Genomic DNA, 18,553 nt, shown 5'->3' with positions numbered 1-18,553 from the left:
TTCGCCGTCGCGGTATTCCACTTTACCGCACATCTCGCCGCATCGTGTTTCTTTCAAACGCATTGCGGCCGAAGGCCGATTACTACGCTCATTTCAAGGTCCTTCAGGAAGCGATCGGCATCCGTTTTGTACTGAAATCCCAATGCACTATCATCGGCGTATCGGACAATGATGATATCACCCTTAGTCTTTTTACTACGCCATTGATGTGTCCAGAGATCGAACACGTAGTGAAGGTAGATGTTGGCAAGCAGCGGGGAAATTACTGCTCCCTGCGGCGCTCTCCTCTTAGGTTACGCTCACACTTACCATTCTCCACCACACCAACTGTCAGCCATTTTCGGATTAGCCGTATGATTCGTTTATCTCCAATTCTGTGTTGTAAAAAGCGTATCACCCAGTTGTGATTCATCGTGTCGAAAAACTTCCGAATGTCCGCGTCCAACACCCAGTTTATTCGCTTTCTATGAAGTCCCAAATAGAGCGCATCCAACGCATCATGCTGGCCCCGACCCGGCCTGAATCCATAGGAAAATCCCATGAAATCTGTTTCATAAATGGCGCTGAGCAACGTTACGATCGCTTGTTGAACTATTTTGTCCTCCAGACACTAGAGGTCTCTCCGTTCCGTCCGGCTTGGGGATATATACTCTTTTTGCCGGTCTGGCGCGATAGCTTCCCTTGTGTATCCGGTTATGCAATTCTCGCAATTTTTGCTCCAGGTCTTGCCTATACTCCGCCCACGTCACTTGGCCTATTCCAGAGGCAGCGTTGCGTTTTAGCGCGTAATAGCTGTCTCTGAGCAGATCTACTGTGACATGATGAAGTAGCGCTGTGAATTGCTTTCCTTTGTGCTTCAGTGCTGCTTTCCGCACAGCAAGCAGTCCGCTCGACGCATTTCCCTGGCGCTGTGTCCAGGATGCGGTCGTCTGTTTGCTGTTCCCCTTGGCCGAGGCCCTTCCCTCCACGCTCTCCGCAGGAATTTTATTCCCATTGTTCGAGTGCTTCATCAGTACTATGGCCTCGTCTGACTTCTCAATGCTGTACATGTTGACCGTACGGCTCTCGCCTTAGCCAACCGGCCCGCTCCATGGCGGGCAACATTGAGATCTCCCAGGTTCCGGTCAAAGAACTTCTCCACGTGCTCAGGGTCTCCGACTGCGCAAGGTCGAACACGCACTCGCCAATTACGTTCGCATTCATATTATCTTCTGCTTCGCTTAACAGCATCAACACCTCGACAAGAAGGTAGACCGATGCCGCCAAAGCAGGATGATATTGTCCTGACGCTATAGCAGCTTGGTGAGGTCTTGCGGTATGAACTTAGAAAAGCGCATCAGCGAACTTGAGCAGCAAACCGTGCAGAACGAGCCTTATGATGCTGTGATTTATTGCAGCAGAGATGAAACCCAGCAGGAGGCCTTGCAACGGTTCGAGCGGGAGAAAGACAGGCCGTTTTCAGAAAATGGTACGATCATTTGCATTGATACCGTTGACGCAACCAAAGAAGGCGGCGATCGAGTTCTGCCTAGAAAAGATGAGCCGAGCTATGAGCCTGATTGAGCGTTTGCTGATGCTGGCGATATAGAAGAAGCAGCCAGAGCCGGAAAAAGAATCGCCAATCATGCCACTGACGAAAGAGCCCGAAGAAGAGCAGCCAGGATGATTTTTGGCGTTACGTCGTAACGATCTTTTAAGGCAGGAACCATAACCGCAAGTTTCCCTTGGCTTGCGGCGGTTCCTTTTTTTATGGCATCAAAACCCACTCGTAATTTTGAGAAATTTCCTACTATTTTCCTACACGGACTCATGCAAAAGAAAAAGCACCTAGCCATGTTATAACTAAGCGCTTTATTTTACTGGTGGGTCTGGCTGGACTCGAACCAGCGACCAAGGGATTATGAGTCCCCTGCTCTAACCAACTGAGCTACAGACCCATGCGAATAGCCACCTTACTAGGAAAAACCATAACAAACAAAACTGTTTTCAATAGTACACAAATAAGTAATACTATATAGTTCTTGCTGAGAATCCGGCCATATTTATTCACCAGATAATCTACGAATCAACGTATATCAACAATTTATATCTTTTATGAGCCTAATTATAACTCATATATTACTTACATGAAATCAAGAGTTCCCTGTATCTAAAAAACTACGTAGACGATCAGAACGAGCAGGATGGCGTAATTTTCGCAATGCTTTTGCCTCAATTTGACGGATACGCTCGCGAGTAACATCAAACTGCTTTCCTACTTCCTCTAAAGTGTGATCTGTATTCATTTCGATACCAAAACGCATACGCAAGACTTTTGCCTCTCGCGGAGTAAGAGAATCAAGCACATCCTTAGTAGCGTTACGCAAACTAGCGTAAACCGCAGCATCAGCCGGCGCAATAGTTGATGAATCCTCAATAAAATCACCAAGATGTGAATCCTCATCATCACCAATTGGTGTCTCCATAGAGATTGGCTCTTTTGAAATCTTAAGAATTTTCCTAATCTTCTCTTCAGGCATTTCCATTTTTTCGGCCAGTAAAGCGGGCTCAGGCTCTTGCCCAGTTTCTTGCAGGATTTGACGCGAAATACGATTCATTTTATTAATTGTTTCTATCATATGAACCGGAATCCGAATTGTACGAGCTTGATCGGCAATAGAGCGTGTTATTGCCTGGCGTATCCACCACGTTGCATAAGTAGAAAATTTGTAACCACGTCGATATTCAAATTTATCTACAGCTTTCATCAAACCAATATTACCTTCTTGAATGAGATCTAAAAATTGTAATCCACGATTAGTATATTTTTTAGCAATCGAAATTACCAATCGTAAATTAGCTTCTGTCATCTCACGTTTTGCACGCCGCGCTTTAGCCTCGCCAGTCGTCATTCGACGATTGATCTCTTTCAGTTCTTTAATAGGGATTTTAGCTTGCTCTTGCAAAGAAAGCAGGCATTGCTGCTGTTCCATAATAGCTGGCATAAAATGCTTCAATGACTGACTGCAAGGCTTATTAGATTCAATTTCTAACTTAACCCAATCTAGATTTGTCTCATTGCCAGGGAAAGCTTTGATAAAATAATTGCGTGGCATACTTGCTTTAGAGACACACAGATCCATAATTTTACGTTCGCAGCTACGAATTTCACTAACGAGATCGCGTTGCGTATCACACAATTTCTCTACCATCTTGGCGGAGAACCGCATAGCCATAAGCTCGGATGAAATTTTCTCCTGCAGAGTTTTATATTTTTTATCTTCTCGCGCACCCTTCTTTTCAACTATTTTTTGCATTTCATTATAGGCTTTGCGAATCTCTATAAAACGCTCTAATACATCACCTTTTAACTTAATCAAGCTAGCGCTAGCTACCGCAACACCACTCTCATCTTCCATGTCATCAGAAATAAAATCCTGCTCTAGTGACTCATCAGACATTTCTTCATTAAGAATTCCCTGAGCATCATCATCAAGAAAACCGTCAACCAATTCGTCAACACGTAACTGATCATTCTCTACTTCCGTCGCTAAATTCAGAATATCTGCAATAATCGTTGGACAAGCAGAAATAGCCTGTATCATATGCCTCAAACCATCTTCAATACGTTTTGCTATTTCTATCTCACTTTCACGTGTTAATAGCTCTACAGAACCCATCTCTCGCATATACATGCGCACTGGATCAGTAGTGCGACCAAACTCCGAATCTACACTAGAAAGCGCTGCCTCAGCCTCTTCAACCACGTCCTCATCAGTTACAGCTGTTGCTGTATCAGACATTAGCAGCGCTTCTGCATCTGGTGCTTCATCATGAACTGAAATCCCCATATCATTGATCATGCTAATGACACCTTCAATCTGCTCAGCATCTAGCATGTCATCAGGCAAGTGATCATTAATCTCAGCATAAGTCAAATAACCACGTTCCTTACCCTGAACAATCAATTTCTTAAGCCGCATCTTTCTTGCCTCGATATCTTGAGGCACAGAAGATAAAGTTTCCTGAACAATTTCTTCCACTTGATTATTATTCGATGCTTTAATTTTTTTTGACGCTTTCATTTTCACCGATTTTATTTTGGTTAACTGCAACTGCTTAGCAATAATTGAATTTTCTATATCTTTTTCTGATTCTGATCGTTTTGTATCCATATTCTTAAGTATCCTGGCAGCCATGCCTATAAAAAATTCAACCTCTATTTTTTAGAATCTTCTCGAGGCGCATCCATTAGTTTTAGCAATAATGGTCTATTTTCCTATTTAAGAAACCTATGAAATTATTACTTTTTTCAATTTCTCAGTCACCGCTGATTATTATCCTAAATTTGCTGAATTTGCTGAATTTGCTGAATTCCAGTTGATATAGATAAATATATCCTCAAATTTTTAAGGATATCAAAGGCTTATCATAGCACATCTCACCTAGAGATGTTTCCAAAAACTTCACTCTCATTTTTATAAAATATTCTACAGTCTGTTAATGCTACATCGCGGTTTTTAATTTTTGTTCAATTAATCAATGAAAAGTTCAAATAAGGGGAAGATATTTATTAAGCTATACAGCACCCTGATCTTCTTTGATTACAAAGACAACTTGATAATAAGTACCTCTAAGAAACAGATAATTGCTGCAATTCTCGCTTTTCCTCAACGGTCAGCAAGTTTAAAGGCTTACTATGCAGTGCAGCCATTCTTTGTTTACGCTGCATCTCTCGCAATCGCAACAATACCCCAGTAAATTCTGCTTCTATATCCATACCTTCTTTCCACATGCTCATTTCTTCCTCTATTTTCTCTAGCAATTCATAATAAGGACTATCATAGAAATATTCCTTAACTGACGAAAATACTGCATCTTTCAAGGCCTGTGGTGAAAAAGCATTAAAAAAATCAATCAAGGCTATCAATAGCTTTTTTTCATTGTTTTGTTCGCCATACCCGATAAGCATATTTTTATCTAACTTCCCAGCATATACAGGATCATGCAGCATTAGCTGTATTAACTTACGATAAGGTGTTGCTGGTTGAGGACGCTTCATTTCTAGATTAGTCTGAGAAAATGAGACTTTTTGCTTAAATTGCAATAATCCTTCTAATTCATTTTGGTTAATAGAAGTTAGTTGCGATAACCGCTTTATCAGCATAAGAGCAAGAACTGGGGCGCTAATCTGAGCTAATAGCGGCCTTGCATGTTGCACCAAGCCAGCACGACCTTCGCTAGTTTGCAGATTTACACGCGCAGATAACTCACTATAAAAAAACTCTGATAGAGGTAGCGCCTGATCGAGAAGTGCCTCGAACGATTCTTTACCAAACTTACGGATATAACTGTCAGGATCCTCATTCTCCGGCAGGAACAGAAAACTTATATTTTTTCCATCCCTTAATTGAGCCAGACTATTTTCAAGTGCACGCCAAGCTGCTTTTCTTCCCGCACTGTCACCATCAAAACAAAAAATAATTTCATCTGTTTGGCGTAAAAGTTTCTGTATATGAAAAGACGTAGTAGCGGTGCCAAGCGTAGCTATTGCATAGTCAACACCATATTGTGCAAGTACCACTACATCCATATACCCTTCTACCACCAAAGCCCGCCCTGATTTACGAATCGCTTTGCTAGCTGCAAACAAATTATAAAGTTCACGCCCTTTTGTAAATAAGGGCGTCTCAGGAGAATTTAAATATTTTGGCTCCCCAGAATCCAATACCCTGCCCCCAAAACCAATTATCCTGCCTTTCTGGTCGAGAATTGGAAACATAATACGATCACGGAAACGATCATAGTGCTTACCATCTTCACTCGGGATGACCAAACCCACTTTTATTAACACATTTTCTGATCGATTTAGTGAATAATCAGAAAATACAGAAGTAAGATTTTTCCCGCTAGCTGGTGCATAACCAATTCCAAAGCGGGCAGCTATTTCCCCCGTTAAACCACGCTTTTTCAAATACGCGATGGCATGGTTAGCATTCTTAAGCTGCCTACGATAATATTGAGCAGCAATATTCATCGATTCAACCATGTGTTGCACAGACTCCCCTGCTTTATCTTGCTCGTCTTCTTTTTTTGCGTGAGATAAACGAGATTCAGACACCCGAGAGTAAGTTGCAACCTGTCGAGCTGGAACTTGTAATCCAGCATAGGCAGCCAAATTCTCAACTGCATCGATAAAACTTATTCCATTATACTCAATCAGAAAATTAATGGCATTACCATGCTTCCCACAGCCAAAACAATGATAAAACTGTTTTATAGGGCTAACTGTAAATGACGGGGTTTTTTCATTATGAAATGGACAGCATGCGCTAAAATTGCCACCAACTTTCTTAAGTGGCACATAACGCTCAACCACATCCGTTATATCTATGCGATTGAGCAACTCTTGAATAAACGATTGGGGAATCATTTATTAAAGTACGCCAATATGTTAGTTAACTATTAATGAAGTTAGCAAAGTCTTTTATTACTATCTCAAACAAATATACTTAAAATAAATACCACTTTAACAAAATCAAGAAGAAATTTTTTTCTTTACCAGCGCTGCTACTTGAGTCATATCTGCACATCCAGTCAGTCTAGGCTTTAACAATGCCATGATCTTTCCCATCCGCTGCTGTCCCATATCCCCTACAACAGCGATAGCCTCGTTCACTATATTATCCACCTCAGCTTCACTCATCATCTGGGGCATATAAGCAAGCAATACATCTACTTCATATTTCTCGGCATTAGCCAAATCTTGTCGATGTGCTGCCTCATATTGCGTAATCGAATCTCTACGCTGCTTAAGCATTTTCTCGATTACTGCAATGATCGCTGCATCATTTAACTCAATACGCTCATCAACCTCTCGCTGCTTAATAGCTGCTTGCAGTAACCGAATCGCATCACGTCTTTTTGAGTCACTGGCACGCATTGCAGTCTTCATATCTTCAGTGATTTTCTGCTTCAAATTCATAATTGAACAACTAAACAAATTTGTCTTATGAACTCTTAACCATCTAATAAAGTTTTGGTGGGAGTAACTGACTGCGCAAACGCTTGTAGGTACGCTTTGCTGCTGCAGCGTGCTTACGTTTGCGCTCTGCAGTTGGTTTCTCATAAAATTCTCTCGCACGCAATTCTGTGAGTAATCCAGTTTTCTCAACCGCGCGTTTAAAACGACGCATAGCAACTTCAAATGGTTCGTTTTCTTTGACTTTAACAGTGGTCATAAAGCAGTAATCCCTTTCGGTCTCCTTCTATTAGATGTTAATAATTCTACAAAAAGCTTGTTAATATAACATTATTATTTTTTTTATAAAAGTATGCTGTAAGAAAAGCCTTTGGATCCAATCCGCTAGATATAAAGTAAACAATTAACTGCGTTTTACCATTAACTTAACTGCCTTCTGTTAGCCCTTCTCTCTCCAGAAGGTATAATAGCGGGAACGAAGAGATTTAATATATTGACATTTAAAATGATTGTACTTGGCATTGAGACTTCATGCGATGAAACAGGTATTGCCCTCTATCACACAGAACATGGTTTATTGAGTCACACACTATATTCACAAACTGAAATCCATAATGAGTATGGCGGGGTTGTACCTGAACTTGCCTCTCGTGACCATATCCGTCGTGGAGTTCCACTTATCAAACAAGCTTTGAAAGAAGCAAATATTTGTTTGAAGGAAGTTGACGCTATTGCCTACACTCAGGGGCCTGGTCTGGCGGGGGCATTATTGGTAGGTGCATGTATCGGTTCCGCACTTGCATTCGCACTCGAAATCCCAATACTGAATATTCATCATCTTGAAGGCCATCTTCTGTCTCCTTTACTATCAACGCCAACGCCTACATTTCCTTTCGTGGCACTATTAGTTTCTGGTGGCCACACTCAGTTGATAAAGGTAGATGGAATAGGACAATATATATTGCTTGGCGAAACAGTAGATGATGCAGCGGGTGAGGCTTTTGACAAAACAGCAAAACTTCTTGGCCTCGATTATCCTGGTGGACGAGCACTTGCCGTGCTTGCTGAACAAGGCAGATCAGATCGCTTTAAACTTCCTCGCCCGATGCGGCATAGTGGAGATTTTAACTTCAGTTTTAGTGGATTAAAAACTGCAGTATCAACTTTAATAAAAAATCATAAAATTACACACCAGACCAGCGCCGACATTGCGCTTGCTTTTCAGGAAGCAGTCATAGACATCCTGGCGGAAAAATCTTTGTCCGCCCTCGCACAAACTGGCCTTAGTCAGCTAGTTGTAGCTGGTGGGGTAGGCGCAAATACTCAGTTACGTAAAAGACTTATTCGTGAAACAGCCGACATAGGCGTAACGGTATTCTTTCCAGAACTTGAATTCTGTACTGACAATGGTGCAATGATCGCTTTTGCTGGAGCTATGCGTTTACAAAAACAAAACATCAACTACCAACAACAAGCTATGACCAGCTTTACCGTAAGAGCCAGATGGGATCTGGAGACGCTATAGAGATCTCCAATATCAAGTCACGATTTACTTTTTTCTCCAATACGTGTTTCTCTGCCTGTGACCAGATTGATAATATTTGGTTTATGTCGCCAAAAAAGTAACAGCGATATGGTAGCAATGGCCAAGACATTTACTCCAGAATCAAGCAAAATATACGCATAAATTGGAGCTAACAGTGCAGCGATCAGTGCGGACAATGAAGATATGCGCCAAACTACGGCGACTAGAATCCAAGTAAGAATCACCAGTAACCCCAACCAGAGATCGAATCCGAATAACACGCCAGCCGATGTCGCAACTCCTTTACCCCCTTTAAAACCAAGAAAAACCGGGAACAAATGACCAAGAAAAACAGCTAAGGCAGCACCAGCCACTGCCGTGCTTCCAAATCCCCAAGCAAAGGAGAAATAATTGGTTAGCGCTACTGCCAGCCATCCTTTACCAGCATCACCCAGCAACGTCAGAACTGCTGCTACTTTTTTGCCGCTGCGCAGTACATTCGTCGCCCCAGGGTTTTTTGAGCCATATGTTCTCGGATCAGGTAATTTAAACAACCAACTCGCTATGACTGCAAATGAAATTGAGCCCAGCAAATAAGCTATTAGCCACATTAAAGCCATTTCCATACTGCTATCCAAATAGCTCCATTATTTTTATAAATAGACTAGAATCGTTATAACTACGCAAGAAGATACTTTCTTAATCCTATGCAACGTTATATATCACATTTAAATCTTAATAATGGACATTATCTTTCTCCACGACTTCAAAGCTAAAACGCTAATTGGTATTTACCCGTGGGAAAAAAAAATTGCCCAAACCATTGAGCTTAACCTCGAAATCGCTCTCCCAACGAATCGTGCCTGTTTTACTGACAATTTAAAAGATGCGCTGGATTATTCACTAGTTGTTAAGCGCATCAATGACACATTAGCGACCCAACATTTCGCTTTGCTTGAAGCGTTGGCGGAGCATATTGCCCAGATTGTCTTGACTGAATTCAATTCACCCTGGGTAAAAGTGAGTGTCGCCAAGCTCGGTATTATCCACGGAATTAAGAAACTTGGTGTGTGCATTGAACGGAAATCGCCGTCATATTAGCACCTATTCCACCCATAATTAACCTAAAACTGGAGAACCGGACTGCTTCATATTAGTTCTAAAGCATTTCTATACCGTGTCGGATCGGGTATCTCTGCTGCCAAAAATCCCGCCATGCGTAAGCGGCAGGCATCACAGAGACCACAAGCAAATCTACTCTCATCAGCCTGATAACAGGATACAGTTAAGCCATAATCGACCCCTAGCTCTATGCCTAAGCAGATGATCTCTTTCTTAGATAAATGCATAAGAGGCGCATGCAGAGTCAGCTTATTCCCCTCCCTAGCAGTTTTGGTTGCGAGATTCGACATTTTCTCGAATGCTTCAATATAATCTGGCCGGCAATCTGGATAACCAGAATAATCAATAGCATTAATACCGATAAATATATCGTGACTTTCGAGTACCTCTGCCCAAGCTAATGCTAAGGAAAGCATAATCGTATTTCTGGCAGGAACGTAGGTAACAGGAATACCAGCCATTATTCCTTCAATAGGAATAGCAATGGATTCGTCAGTAAGTGCAGACCTCCCCAATATACTCAAGTCAATGCTGATGGTACGATGCTCTTGTACGCCCATGGATTGGCCAATCTTCAGTGCTGCTGCTAACTCAGATTGATGACGTTGACCATAATCAATACTCAACGCATAGCATTCAAATTGCTTGGCACGAGCAATAGCAAGTGTCGTCGTAGAATCTAATCCACCCGATAAAAGTACGACCGCTTTTCTCATAAATCTATAAGACTTCTAAGGAAAAAAACAATTCTCAGAATCGTATTTGCTGGATCATTATCGCCCCGCGACTTCTCCCCAGAGCATTTTATGAAGCTGAAGCTGCAATCTAACCGCTAAGCGATCTTTTAATATCCAGTCTGCAAGCAGAGCTGGGTCAAGCTGACCATACACCGGTGAAAACAATACCGGACAAATCTGATCGAGGCGCCGCTCATAAAACACGCCAACCGCCCATTGATAATCTGCTTTATCACATAAAACAAATTTCAATTCATCATGACAGGTTAAATATTCAAGATTAGACCACAGATTCTTCGTAACCTCACCTGAACCAGGTGTCTTGATATCCACGATCTTGGAAACCCGTTTATCCACTTTGGATACATCGAGTGCTCCGCTTGTTTCAATAGATACTGAATAGCCTGCATCACATAAGACGGTAAGCAGTGTCAGACAAGCTTTCTGTGCCAGAGGCTCACCGCCAGTAACCGTAATGTAGCGAGATGCATAACTTGAAGCTTCATCCAACACCTCAGCGATTGACATGTTTCTGCCTCCCGAGAATGCATACTCAGTATCACAATATCCACACCGTAGCGGGCAACCAGTCAAACGGATAAACACTGTCGGCAAACCGATGCGACTGGTTTCTCCTTGCAAAGAATAAAATACCTCACTAACACGCAATACTTCTGTTTCGGGCTTGTGTGTAGAATGTTGTTGTAGCGAAAAGGGGAAATGCATTACATCTTAAGAGACGGCCTCAACAACTGCCTCTTCATTGTTAAATTTTATTTTAAGCTAGTGAGGCGACGTTTAGCTTTTTCGGCAGCCTCACTATTGGGATATTTTGTGATTAAATTTTGCAGTATTTTTTTGGCTGCGGGAACCTCAGCCATTTCTAATTGACTGCTTGCAATATTAAGCATGGCATCAGGCGCTTTTGAGCTATTAGGATAAAGCTCGACCACTTTTTGCTGGGTGTTGATAGCTGCTCTGAAATCACGTAGCGCATAATATGCATTCCCTATCCAATAGGTCGCCCCTGGTGCCAAATTAGAAGTAGGGTAACGTTTGAGAAAATTTTCAAACTGAGCGATAGCTCCCGAGTAATCACCTTCTTTGAACAAATTATAACTTGTGTTATAAGCATCACGTTCTGACATGTCTGTAGGCTGTGCTACAGGACTCGCCCCAGCTGTCACCGTGGTAGCAGCAGGAAGCGGTGCATGTGGTGGAGAATCCAGGCTAATCGGTGTATCGTGGGATGCTGGCTCTACCTGTCTTAGTCGGCCATCCAGATCGATGTAAAAATCCTTCTGCTGTTTTTTCAGAAGCTTATTTTCTTCACTCAGTATTTCAATTTGCCCATGCAGTTTTCCAAGCTCGATTTTAAACGCTTCGATCTGACTATAAAGCTCTAATATTGCCTGATTTTTAAGCGTTTCCTCCATACTACCAATACGCGCTTCCATCTCTTGTATTTGTTTATTTAATAGTTCAATTTGCTCACGCGCTTGCGCGTCATCAAATAATCCGGCGAAACTTACATTACAACTAAACAAAAACAATAGTATGGAAGCGCGTACAAACATCAGTATTCTCCTTGATAAAGAATATCGGCACGGCGGTTCTCAGTCCATGAGGACTCATCACGACTTGTTGCACGAGGTTTTTCTTCACCTAAGCTTACAGCCTCAATCTGATGATCGCGCGCGCCCGAGAGCAACATGGCATTCTTCACACTGTCTGCACGACGCTGGCCAAGCGCAAGATTATACTCACGGCTTCCACGCTCGTCTGTGTTACCTTGCAGCAATACCTTTGCATTTGAGTTGTCTCGCAGGTACTTGGCATGTGCCAACACTAACTCTCTATACTGGCTTTTTATTGTATAACTATCAAAGTCGAAATAAACACTACGCTGAGACAGAATGTTAGAAGGATCTCGTAATGGATTCATGGCAAACCCACCCGATCCTATGCCATCTTGAGCACCCATACCACCACTCCCCATGGTTCGGTCCTCCACTTCACCTGTAGGTTGTGTAGATTGACTTGCGCACGCTGACAATAAACAGATTATCAACACACTCAAAATTTTTTTCATTTCTTACCTTATAAAATTAGTTAACGAAGTTACCCGTACGCTGTGATTTCAGCAAAGGACCCCATACCGGTTCTCTGATATCGCCAGTTTGTGATGAAAGACGCTGCTTCGTTTGTCCATCGCTCGAAACGGCGGATAATATACCACGTCCGCTTATTTCAGTAGCGTATAAAATCATCTTGCCATTTGGCGCAAAGCTAGGAGATTCATCGAACCTTGAATCGGTAAGTAATTGCATTTGCCGTCTAGCAAAATCTTGTACTGCAACATTAAACTTGCCACCATTACGATGAATATAGGCAAAACTTTTTCCATCGGGACTATACCGTGGACTTACATTATAGCTTCCTTCAAATGTAAGGCGCTCAGTCACACCGGCTTTATCTCCTGTTATCGCCATACGATATATTTGTGGACTACCCCCACGATCAGAGGTAAAAATAATCGACTGCCCATCCGGAGAAAAGCTGGGCTCCGTATCAATTCCCGAACTTTGAGCAAGTCTTTGCAATCCACTCCCATCCGCATTAATCAAAAAAATTTGCGATCCCCCCTGCATAGTCAATACCACGGCTAGCCTGCTGCCATCAGGGGACCAAACCGGCGCACTGTTACTGCCCTTAAAATTAGCAATAGCTTTTCGTTCACGAGTTGACAGTGTTTGTACGTAAACAACCGGCTTTTTGTTCTCAAATGAGACATAGGCAAGTTTGCTACCATCAGGGGACCAAGCGGGTGAAATAATAGGCTCAGTATATTCGATGACTGACCGAGCATTAAAGCCATCAGAATCGGCTACTTGCAACGCATATTTATTGCCTTGTTTCATGACATAAGCAATATGGGTGCTAAATACCCCAATATTACCAGTCAATGTTTCATAAATAATATCAGCAATACGATGTGCAACCGCGCGCAACTGATCGGCCGGGACCGTCCCTGCAAATCCAGTCAACTGTGTGCGCTTTGCAACATCCATCAAGCGAAAGCGCACATCGATCCGCCCATCAGGCAAAATCGTCGTACTGCCTATCACGAGCGCGCTTGCTCCCCGATTCTGCCAATCTGCGTAAACGACCTCTTCCGGTTCATGAGGCGTGAGACCCGATGAATCAGTCAGCCTGAAACTACCTGTCCGTTCCAAATCAGCTGCCACCACCGCCGTTATACTCTGCGGAAGCCTTGATTCAGCAGAAAACGGGACAATAGCAATGGGGATTCTGGATGCACCTCCCCCAAATATTTCGATATTAAGCGCAGCATGAAGCGGCGCATGCATGATCGACAAAAACAAAAAGAACACATAAAAAGAAAGGGGATGTAAATAATTCCGCATAGCAGCAACTCTCAAAAAAATTGCATTCTATAAAAATTAAAGCGAGTCACGATAATGTACCGTAAGATTAAAATCACGAAACTCTCTGAATAACGCTGGATCAGGCGGTATAGGTAGTGGTGTAGACAAGAAAATAGCTCTCTCCACCGCTTCGTCAAATGCAGAATAACCACTTGATCTGCGTAACATCACATTCAACACCTCGCCACCTGGCAAGAGTGTCACCCTGAAGTCAACGACCGGATTACCCGGCAGATCGGGCGGCATAACAATACGGCTTCTGATTTTTGCTTGAATCATCGCCTTATACTTGGCTACTTCATCCATTTGCTTGGTTTTTTCCGCAGCAGCTTTTTGCGCAATGGCTTCCCGCTCACGTTGTTGCTGCTGCTTGATCTCCTCAGCCTGTTGCTGCTCCTTGAGCAGCTTTTCTTTCTCCAGATCAGGCTTTTTCGTTGTTTCCTTAGTCACTTCTGGTTTTGCTACCTTCTCCTTGATTGGTTCAAGTTTAGGATTGGGGGGAGTCTCTTTAACTGGCTCGGGTTGCTTTGTGGCTTCCTTTACTGGCTGAGGCTTTATCGTTTTTTCCTTGATCTCAATAGTTGGTTTTTTAGGCGGTGGCGGTGATTCCACTTTAATCGGCTCAGGTGAAGAAGGCGTCTCTTTAACTGGCTCGGGTTGTTTTGTCATTTCCTTTACCGGCTGAGGTTTTACTGTTTTCTCCTTGATCTCAGTAGCGGTTTTTTTGGGCGGCGGGGGGGCTTCTACCCTGGCTACCTCAGGTTTAGGCGCCGTTTGTTTGGCAACAGGAATAGGCTTGACGGGTTGTGGCAGATCACTCCACAAATCGACGACCATCGTTTCAGCGGGTTCGTTTTTCCAGCTTAAACCAAAAACCATGAATGCAAAAAAGACAAGGTGGACGAGCAAAGCCAGTACGGCAGCCCGCAATAACCCAGGTTCCGCATGTGAAACATCTCGCCAAGCTGTCACATTCATCGTTGCTTACATGCTTATCTAGGTTTTGTAAGCAGCCCAACTTTATTGACTTGCTCTTGCTGTAATATGTCCATGATGTTAATTACTTCTTCATAACGAACATTTTTATCAGCAGCGATCACCACAGGCTGCTCAGCATTTTGTGCCTGCTTATTTTTAACTGCTTTTACAAGCTCGGTACGAGTCATTTTCTGCTCACTACCCGCTTTGCTACGATCACGTAATGTCAGGCTACCATCTGCAGCAACGATGACTTCCATTGGTTCAACCGGTGCTGTTGATGACTTACCGATTTGAGGGAGTTCAATTTGACCGGGATGAATAAGGGGTGCCGTAATCATGAAAATAACCAGTAATACCAGCATTACATCAATATACGGTACGACATTGATTTCGTTCATTAGACGACGTTTAGCTCGACGATTAATCATGCGATGGCCATGTTCTCTTATAATTTTGCTGCCCGTCGCTGCAACACATTGGATAGCTCCTCCATAAAACTTTCATACCGTGTTGCTAACTGACTGGTATCACTTGCATAACGATTATAAGCAATAACTGCCGGAATCGCTGCAAACAAACCCATCGCTGTCGCAATTAACGCTTCTGCAATGCCAGGCGCGACATGCGCAATCGTCGCTTGTGTTAAATTAGACAATTCGCGAAATGCATTCATAATACCCCAAACTGTGCCAAATAAACCCACATAGGGACTCACTGACCCTACAGTCGCCAAAAAAGACAGATGGGACTCCAGTCTATCCATTTCACGTTGATAAGCAGCACGCATTGCGCCCCGTGTACTATCCATCATCGCACCAATATCCATACCAGCTTGATGCTTGGTAAATTCACGGAACCCTGCCTCAAAAATACGCTCCATACTCCCCGCCATGTCACGTGCGCCAGCCGCCCGCTGGTACAGCGCGTTTAAATCTACTCCTCTCCAGAAAGTATTTTCAAACTCGTCACTTTGTTTGATCGCCAGTCTAATTGCAAACATCTTACGAAAAATAAACCACCATGATAACAATGACGCAATCAATAAAAGTAGCATAACCAGTTGAACAGGCAGGCTGGCGCTGCTAACCAGGTAAAAAAGCGATAAATCTTGGGTAACAGTCGTGTTCATAATAATTTATTTCTCGATTTTTTGACGAAGCGGCATCGGTACACTCACTGGCTTGAGACTGTCCACGCCCACACATACCACATGAATAATTGCACTGACTAACATGACCTGATCTCGTAATACTTGCTGAAATAATGTAATGCGGCTTCTGCCTATCTCTGTTACTTGAACGGTAACATGTAATAAGTCATCGAGAAGCGCTGGCTTGAAATATTCAATATTAAGTGACCGCACCATAAAAATTATTTTATGGTCTTGAATCAATGTATTAACGGCAAATCCCATTTCTCGTAGCCATTCGTAGCGGGCGCGCTCCATAAAATTAAGATAGGTGGCATGATAAACGACTCCTCCTGTGTCGGTATCCTGATAATAAACCCGTACTGAATAAGAGAAGATATCGCCAGATAAAGCAAACTGTGTTTGATGCTGAGAGCTCATTTAATCTAATGTTTATTATTTACAAAAGTTATCAACACTTTAACACTCTCCCCATAGATCATCCACCAGATTACTTTTCGATGGAATAATGTTGAAATGCTGATAAGTAATAGCTGTAGCCATGCGGCCACGCGGCGTACGCTTCAAGAATCCTTGCTGAATTAAGTATGGTTCCAAAACATCTTCAATTGTGTCACGCTCTTCGTTGATGGCTGCAGCAAGATTATCTATACCGACAGGACCACCTTCAAATTTTTCAAGTACGGCCAATAATAACTTTCTATCTAACACGTCAAGCCCGATCGCATCCACATCCAGCATTTTTAAAGCTGCATCTGCCACAGGTTGCGTAACACATCCTTCGGCCTTGATTTCTGCAAAATCTCGGACCCTTCGCAACAACCGGTTCGCAATACGAGGCGTGCCTCGCGATCGGCACGCAATCTCCTTTGCCCCCTCTAAAGAAGCTCTGACATTCAGCAATCCCGCCGAACGCATCACGATTTTACTTAATTCATCAGCAGTATAAAACTCCAATCGTGACACAATGCCAAAACGATCTCTCAGCGGATTTGTCAACATGCCCGCGCGCGTAGTGGCCCCCACCAAAGTAAAGGGCGGCAAATCAATCTTGACTGAGCGAGCAGCGGGCCCTTCCCCAATCATGATATCGAGCTGATAGTCTTCCAGTGCAGGATAAAGAATCTCCTCCACTACAGGTGAAAGCCGGTGAATTTCATCGATAAACAAAACGTCATTAGGCTCAAGATTAGTTAACAACGCAGCCAAATCACCCGCCCTCTCCAAAACGGGACCTGAAGTTTGACGCAAGTTAACGCCCATTTCCCTGGCAATAATATGCGCCAATGTCGTTTTGCCTAAACCGGGGGGACCGAATAACAATACGTGATCTAAAGATTCCTTTCGTCGTCGTGCTGCTTCGATAAATATTTGTAGTTGCCCCCGAATCTTTTCCTGTCCGACATATTCTTCAAGTTGCTTGGGACGTAACGCGCGTTCCGATACCTCTTCTTGAGAAGAAAACGATGTTGCGGCAATGATTCGATCTGTCTCTATCATTCAGCTATTCGGGGAATGCGTTATTTTTCTTTTGAAAGAAGCTTTAATGCTTGTTTGATGCCATCTGAAACAGTGATATTTTGGGGCAATTGTTTGACTGCCCAATCTACTTCCCGGTCATTATAGCCCAGCGAGTGCAATGCATTGAATATGTCATTATCACTTCTAGCAGAGGCAGTCACTACATCAAAATGGCTTTTATCAAAATCAAGTTTATCCCGCAACTCTAAAAGTAATCGCTCAGCAGTTTTTTTCCCTATTCCCGGGATTTTGATAAGACGTACAGCATCCTGGGTTGCTACTGCATGATGGATATCTGATACACTTAATCCGGATAAGAGAGCCAAGGCAGTTCTTGCACCAATCCCAGAAATTTTCATTAGCTGACGAAAAACAAATCGTTCAGCCTCAGTACCAAATCCATACAATAAGTGGGCATCGTCCCTAACGATGAATTGAGTATAAAGTGTTACGGCTTCTCCAGTAGCAGGTAGATGATAGAAAGTACTCATCGGCACATCTATTTCATAGCCAATTCCTTGCACATCTATCAGCACGAGAGGAGGACGTTTCTCAAGCAAAACGCCTGTTATCTTCCCTATCACACCACCCTTCCACGCTTTAGGTAATAATACATAGCTGCGGCAGATCCTGACCCGCCATGAGCATGACAAATCGCGCAAGCAAGCGCATCAGAGGCATCGACCCCAGGCTTTCCCTCAAGTCTTAAAAGCCTTACAACCATTTCCTGTACTTGCTCTTTTTTGGCATGACCATTGCCAACCACTGCCTGTTTGATCTGCAACGCAGTATATTCAGATACTTCGAGACTATTAAGCACAGCAGCACAAATTGCTGCACCGCGAGCCTGCCCAAGTAATAAAGTTGATTTTGGGTTAATGTTAACAAAGACTTGTTCTATTGCAACATAATGGGGGTCATGTTGCAGAATAATGTTATTAAGGCCATCAAGAATCAGTTTTAAACGGGGTGGCAGCTTACTGTCTGATGATGTTTTGATACAACCACTGCTTACATAAGCCAATTTGCTGCCCATTTTATCGATTATCCCAAATCCAGTAATATGCAAACCGGGATCTATACCAAGGATACGAATTTCCTCACCTT

The 18,553-nt window shown here is 43.0% G+C and carries 23 protein-coding genes and 1 tRNA gene; 3 read left to right on the top strand and 21 right to left on the bottom strand.

The genetic code is table 11. From position 1 onward, the window contains the following. Nucleotides 1–53: 53 nt before the first annotated feature. From BLW34_RS17420 to BLW34_RS16480, 3 genes are read right to left on the bottom strand one after another with little or no spacing between them, the layout of a single operon-like run. On the bottom strand, nt 54–227 hold the full coding sequence (locus BLW34_RS17420; RefSeq protein WP_371263931.1) for a hypothetical protein: 174 nt from the start codon (nt 225–227) through the stop codon (nt 54–56). A gap of 35 nt (nt 228–262) precedes the next feature. Beyond that, on the bottom strand, nt 263–571 hold the full coding sequence (locus BLW34_RS17415; protein ID WP_218138837.1) for a reverse transcriptase domain-containing protein: 309 nt from the start codon (nt 569–571) through the stop codon (nt 263–265). After that, a complete protein-coding gene (locus tag BLW34_RS16480; protein WP_218138836.1) occupies nt 552–1,010 on the bottom strand; it encodes a reverse transcriptase family protein in 459 nt (152 codons plus the stop codon). The genes BLW34_RS17415 and BLW34_RS16480 overlap by 20 nt, the downstream gene beginning before the upstream one ends. A gap of 307 nt (nt 1,011–1,317) precedes the next feature. Between BLW34_RS16480 and BLW34_RS10640 the strand changes: the two genes are divergently transcribed. Beyond that, nucleotides 1,318–1,563 carry a hypothetical protein gene (locus tag BLW34_RS10640; protein WP_090579264.1) on the top strand — a complete coding sequence of 82 codons (246 nt, stop codon included), beginning with the start codon at nt 1,318–1,320 and terminating at the stop codon, nt 1,561–1,563. Between the two features lie 297 nt (nt 1,564–1,860). On the opposite strand, the gene BLW34_RS10635 is transcribed toward BLW34_RS10640, so the two are convergent. The 5 genes from BLW34_RS10635 to rpsU form a co-directional block, all read right to left on the bottom strand. Continuing rightward, nucleotides 1,861–1,937: transfer RNA gene (locus tag BLW34_RS10635), tRNA-Ile, on the bottom strand. A gap of 195 nt (nt 1,938–2,132) precedes the next feature. Then, complete coding sequence (gene rpoD, locus BLW34_RS10630; protein ID WP_371263932.1) at nt 2,133–3,962, bottom strand: RNA polymerase sigma factor RpoD; 1,830 nt, start codon at nt 3,960–3,962, stop codon at nt 2,133–2,135. 650 nt (nt 3,963–4,612) lie between these two features. Next, nucleotides 4,613–6,412, bottom strand: a complete 1,800-nt coding sequence (dnaG, locus tag BLW34_RS10625) for a DNA primase (protein ID WP_090579258.1) — start codon at nt 6,410–6,412, stop codon at nt 4,613–4,615. Between the two features lie 105 nt (nt 6,413–6,517). After that, nucleotides 6,518–6,964: a GatB/YqeY domain-containing protein gene (locus BLW34_RS10620; RefSeq protein ID WP_090544106.1), complete on the bottom strand. Its 447-nt coding sequence runs from the start codon at nt 6,962–6,964 to the stop codon at nt 6,518–6,520. Between the two features lie 43 nt (nt 6,965–7,007). Next, nucleotides 7,008–7,220, bottom strand: coding sequence for a 30S ribosomal protein S21 (gene rpsU, locus BLW34_RS10615; RefSeq protein WP_090544108.1), 213 nt, complete (start codon nt 7,218–7,220; stop codon nt 7,008–7,010). Between the two features lie 246 nt (nt 7,221–7,466). On the opposite strand from rpsU, the gene tsaD reads away from it, so the two are divergent. Next, the gene (gene tsaD / locus BLW34_RS10610; RefSeq protein WP_090579255.1) at nt 7,467–8,486 is read left to right on the top strand and encodes a tRNA (adenosine(37)-N6)-threonylcarbamoyltransferase complex transferase subunit TsaD; all 1,020 of its coding nucleotides are present in this window, start codon (nt 7,467–7,469) and stop codon (nt 8,484–8,486) included. Nucleotides 8,487–8,503: 17 nt separating this feature from the next. Here the strand turns inward: tsaD and plsY are convergent, their stop codons facing one another. Further along, the gene (gene plsY, locus BLW34_RS10605; protein ID WP_090579252.1) at nt 8,504–9,112 is read right to left on the bottom strand and encodes a glycerol-3-phosphate 1-O-acyltransferase PlsY; all 609 of its coding nucleotides are present in this window, start codon (nt 9,110–9,112) and stop codon (nt 8,504–8,506) included. A 115-nt stretch (nt 9,113–9,227) separates the two neighbouring features. Here plsY and BLW34_RS10600 point away from each other — a divergent pair, with 115 nt between their 5' ends. After that, nucleotides 9,228–9,587, top strand: coding sequence for a dihydroneopterin aldolase (locus BLW34_RS10600; RefSeq protein ID WP_090544114.1), 360 nt, complete (start codon nt 9,228–9,230; stop codon nt 9,585–9,587). 47 nt (nt 9,588–9,634) lie between these two features. On the opposite strand, the gene queC is transcribed toward BLW34_RS10600, so the two are convergent. From queC to ruvC, 12 genes are read right to left on the bottom strand one after another with little or no spacing between them, the layout of a single operon-like run. After that, nucleotides 9,635–10,324, bottom strand: a complete 690-nt coding sequence (queC, locus tag BLW34_RS10595; RefSeq protein WP_090579249.1) for a 7-cyano-7-deazaguanine synthase QueC — start codon at nt 10,322–10,324, stop codon at nt 9,635–9,637. Nucleotides 10,325–10,381: 57 nt separating this feature from the next. Further along, a complete protein-coding gene (queE, locus tag BLW34_RS10590; protein ID WP_090579247.1) occupies nt 10,382–11,071 on the bottom strand; it encodes a 7-carboxy-7-deazaguanine synthase QueE in 690 nt (229 codons plus the stop codon). Between the two features lie 47 nt (nt 11,072–11,118). Beyond that, nucleotides 11,119–11,922, bottom strand: a complete 804-nt coding sequence (gene ybgF / locus BLW34_RS10585) for a tol-pal system protein YbgF (protein ID WP_090579245.1) — start codon at nt 11,920–11,922, stop codon at nt 11,119–11,121. Next, a complete protein-coding gene (gene pal / locus BLW34_RS10580; RefSeq protein WP_090579242.1) occupies nt 11,922–12,437 on the bottom strand; it encodes a peptidoglycan-associated lipoprotein Pal in 516 nt (171 codons plus the stop codon). Before pal ends, ybgF begins: the two co-directional genes overlap by 1 nt. Before the next feature lie 16 nt (nt 12,438–12,453). After that, nucleotides 12,454–13,773, bottom strand: a complete 1,320-nt coding sequence (tolB, locus tag BLW34_RS10575) for a Tol-Pal system beta propeller repeat protein TolB (RefSeq protein ID WP_090579239.1) — start codon at nt 13,771–13,773, stop codon at nt 12,454–12,456. Nucleotides 13,774–13,809: 36 nt separating this feature from the next. Beyond that, nucleotides 13,810–14,772 carry a cell envelope integrity protein TolA gene (tolA, locus tag BLW34_RS10570; RefSeq protein ID WP_090579236.1) on the bottom strand — a complete coding sequence of 321 codons (963 nt, stop codon included), beginning with the start codon at nt 14,770–14,772 and terminating at the stop codon, nt 13,810–13,812. Nucleotides 14,773–14,786: 14 nt separating this feature from the next. Further along, nucleotides 14,787–15,203 (bottom strand): protein TolR, encoded by a 417-nt coding sequence (tolR, locus tag BLW34_RS10565; RefSeq protein ID WP_177166014.1) that lies wholly within the window; start codon nt 15,201–15,203, stop codon nt 14,787–14,789. A 17-nt stretch (nt 15,204–15,220) separates the two neighbouring features. Continuing rightward, nucleotides 15,221–15,904 carry a protein TolQ gene (gene tolQ / locus BLW34_RS10560; RefSeq protein WP_090539808.1) on the bottom strand — a complete coding sequence of 228 codons (684 nt, stop codon included), beginning with the start codon at nt 15,902–15,904 and terminating at the stop codon, nt 15,221–15,223. A gap of 6 nt (nt 15,905–15,910) precedes the next feature. Further along, on the bottom strand, nt 15,911–16,345 hold the full coding sequence (gene ybgC / locus BLW34_RS10555; RefSeq protein WP_090579234.1) for a tol-pal system-associated acyl-CoA thioesterase: 435 nt from the start codon (nt 16,343–16,345) through the stop codon (nt 15,911–15,913). Between the two features lie 39 nt (nt 16,346–16,384). Beyond that, on the bottom strand, nt 16,385–17,425 hold the full coding sequence (ruvB, locus tag BLW34_RS10550) for a Holliday junction branch migration DNA helicase RuvB (RefSeq protein WP_090579231.1): 1,041 nt from the start codon (nt 17,423–17,425) through the stop codon (nt 16,385–16,387). Between the two features lie 20 nt (nt 17,426–17,445). Continuing rightward, nucleotides 17,446–18,030, bottom strand: coding sequence for a Holliday junction branch migration protein RuvA (gene ruvA, locus BLW34_RS10545; RefSeq protein ID WP_090579228.1), 585 nt, complete (start codon nt 18,028–18,030; stop codon nt 17,446–17,448). Further along, entirely contained in the window at nt 18,027–18,542 is a 516-nt protein-coding gene (gene ruvC, locus BLW34_RS10540) for a crossover junction endodeoxyribonuclease RuvC (protein ID WP_090579225.1), read from the bottom strand. Before ruvC ends, ruvA begins: the two co-directional genes overlap by 4 nt. Nucleotides 18,543–18,553 lie beyond the last annotated feature (11 nt).

The organism is Nitrosomonas sp. Nm58 (assembly GCF_900107335.1).
Lineage (GTDB): Bacteria > Pseudomonadota > Gammaproteobacteria > Burkholderiales > Nitrosomonadaceae > Nitrosomonas.
This window is presented reverse-complemented; position numbering and strand designations above follow the sequence as displayed.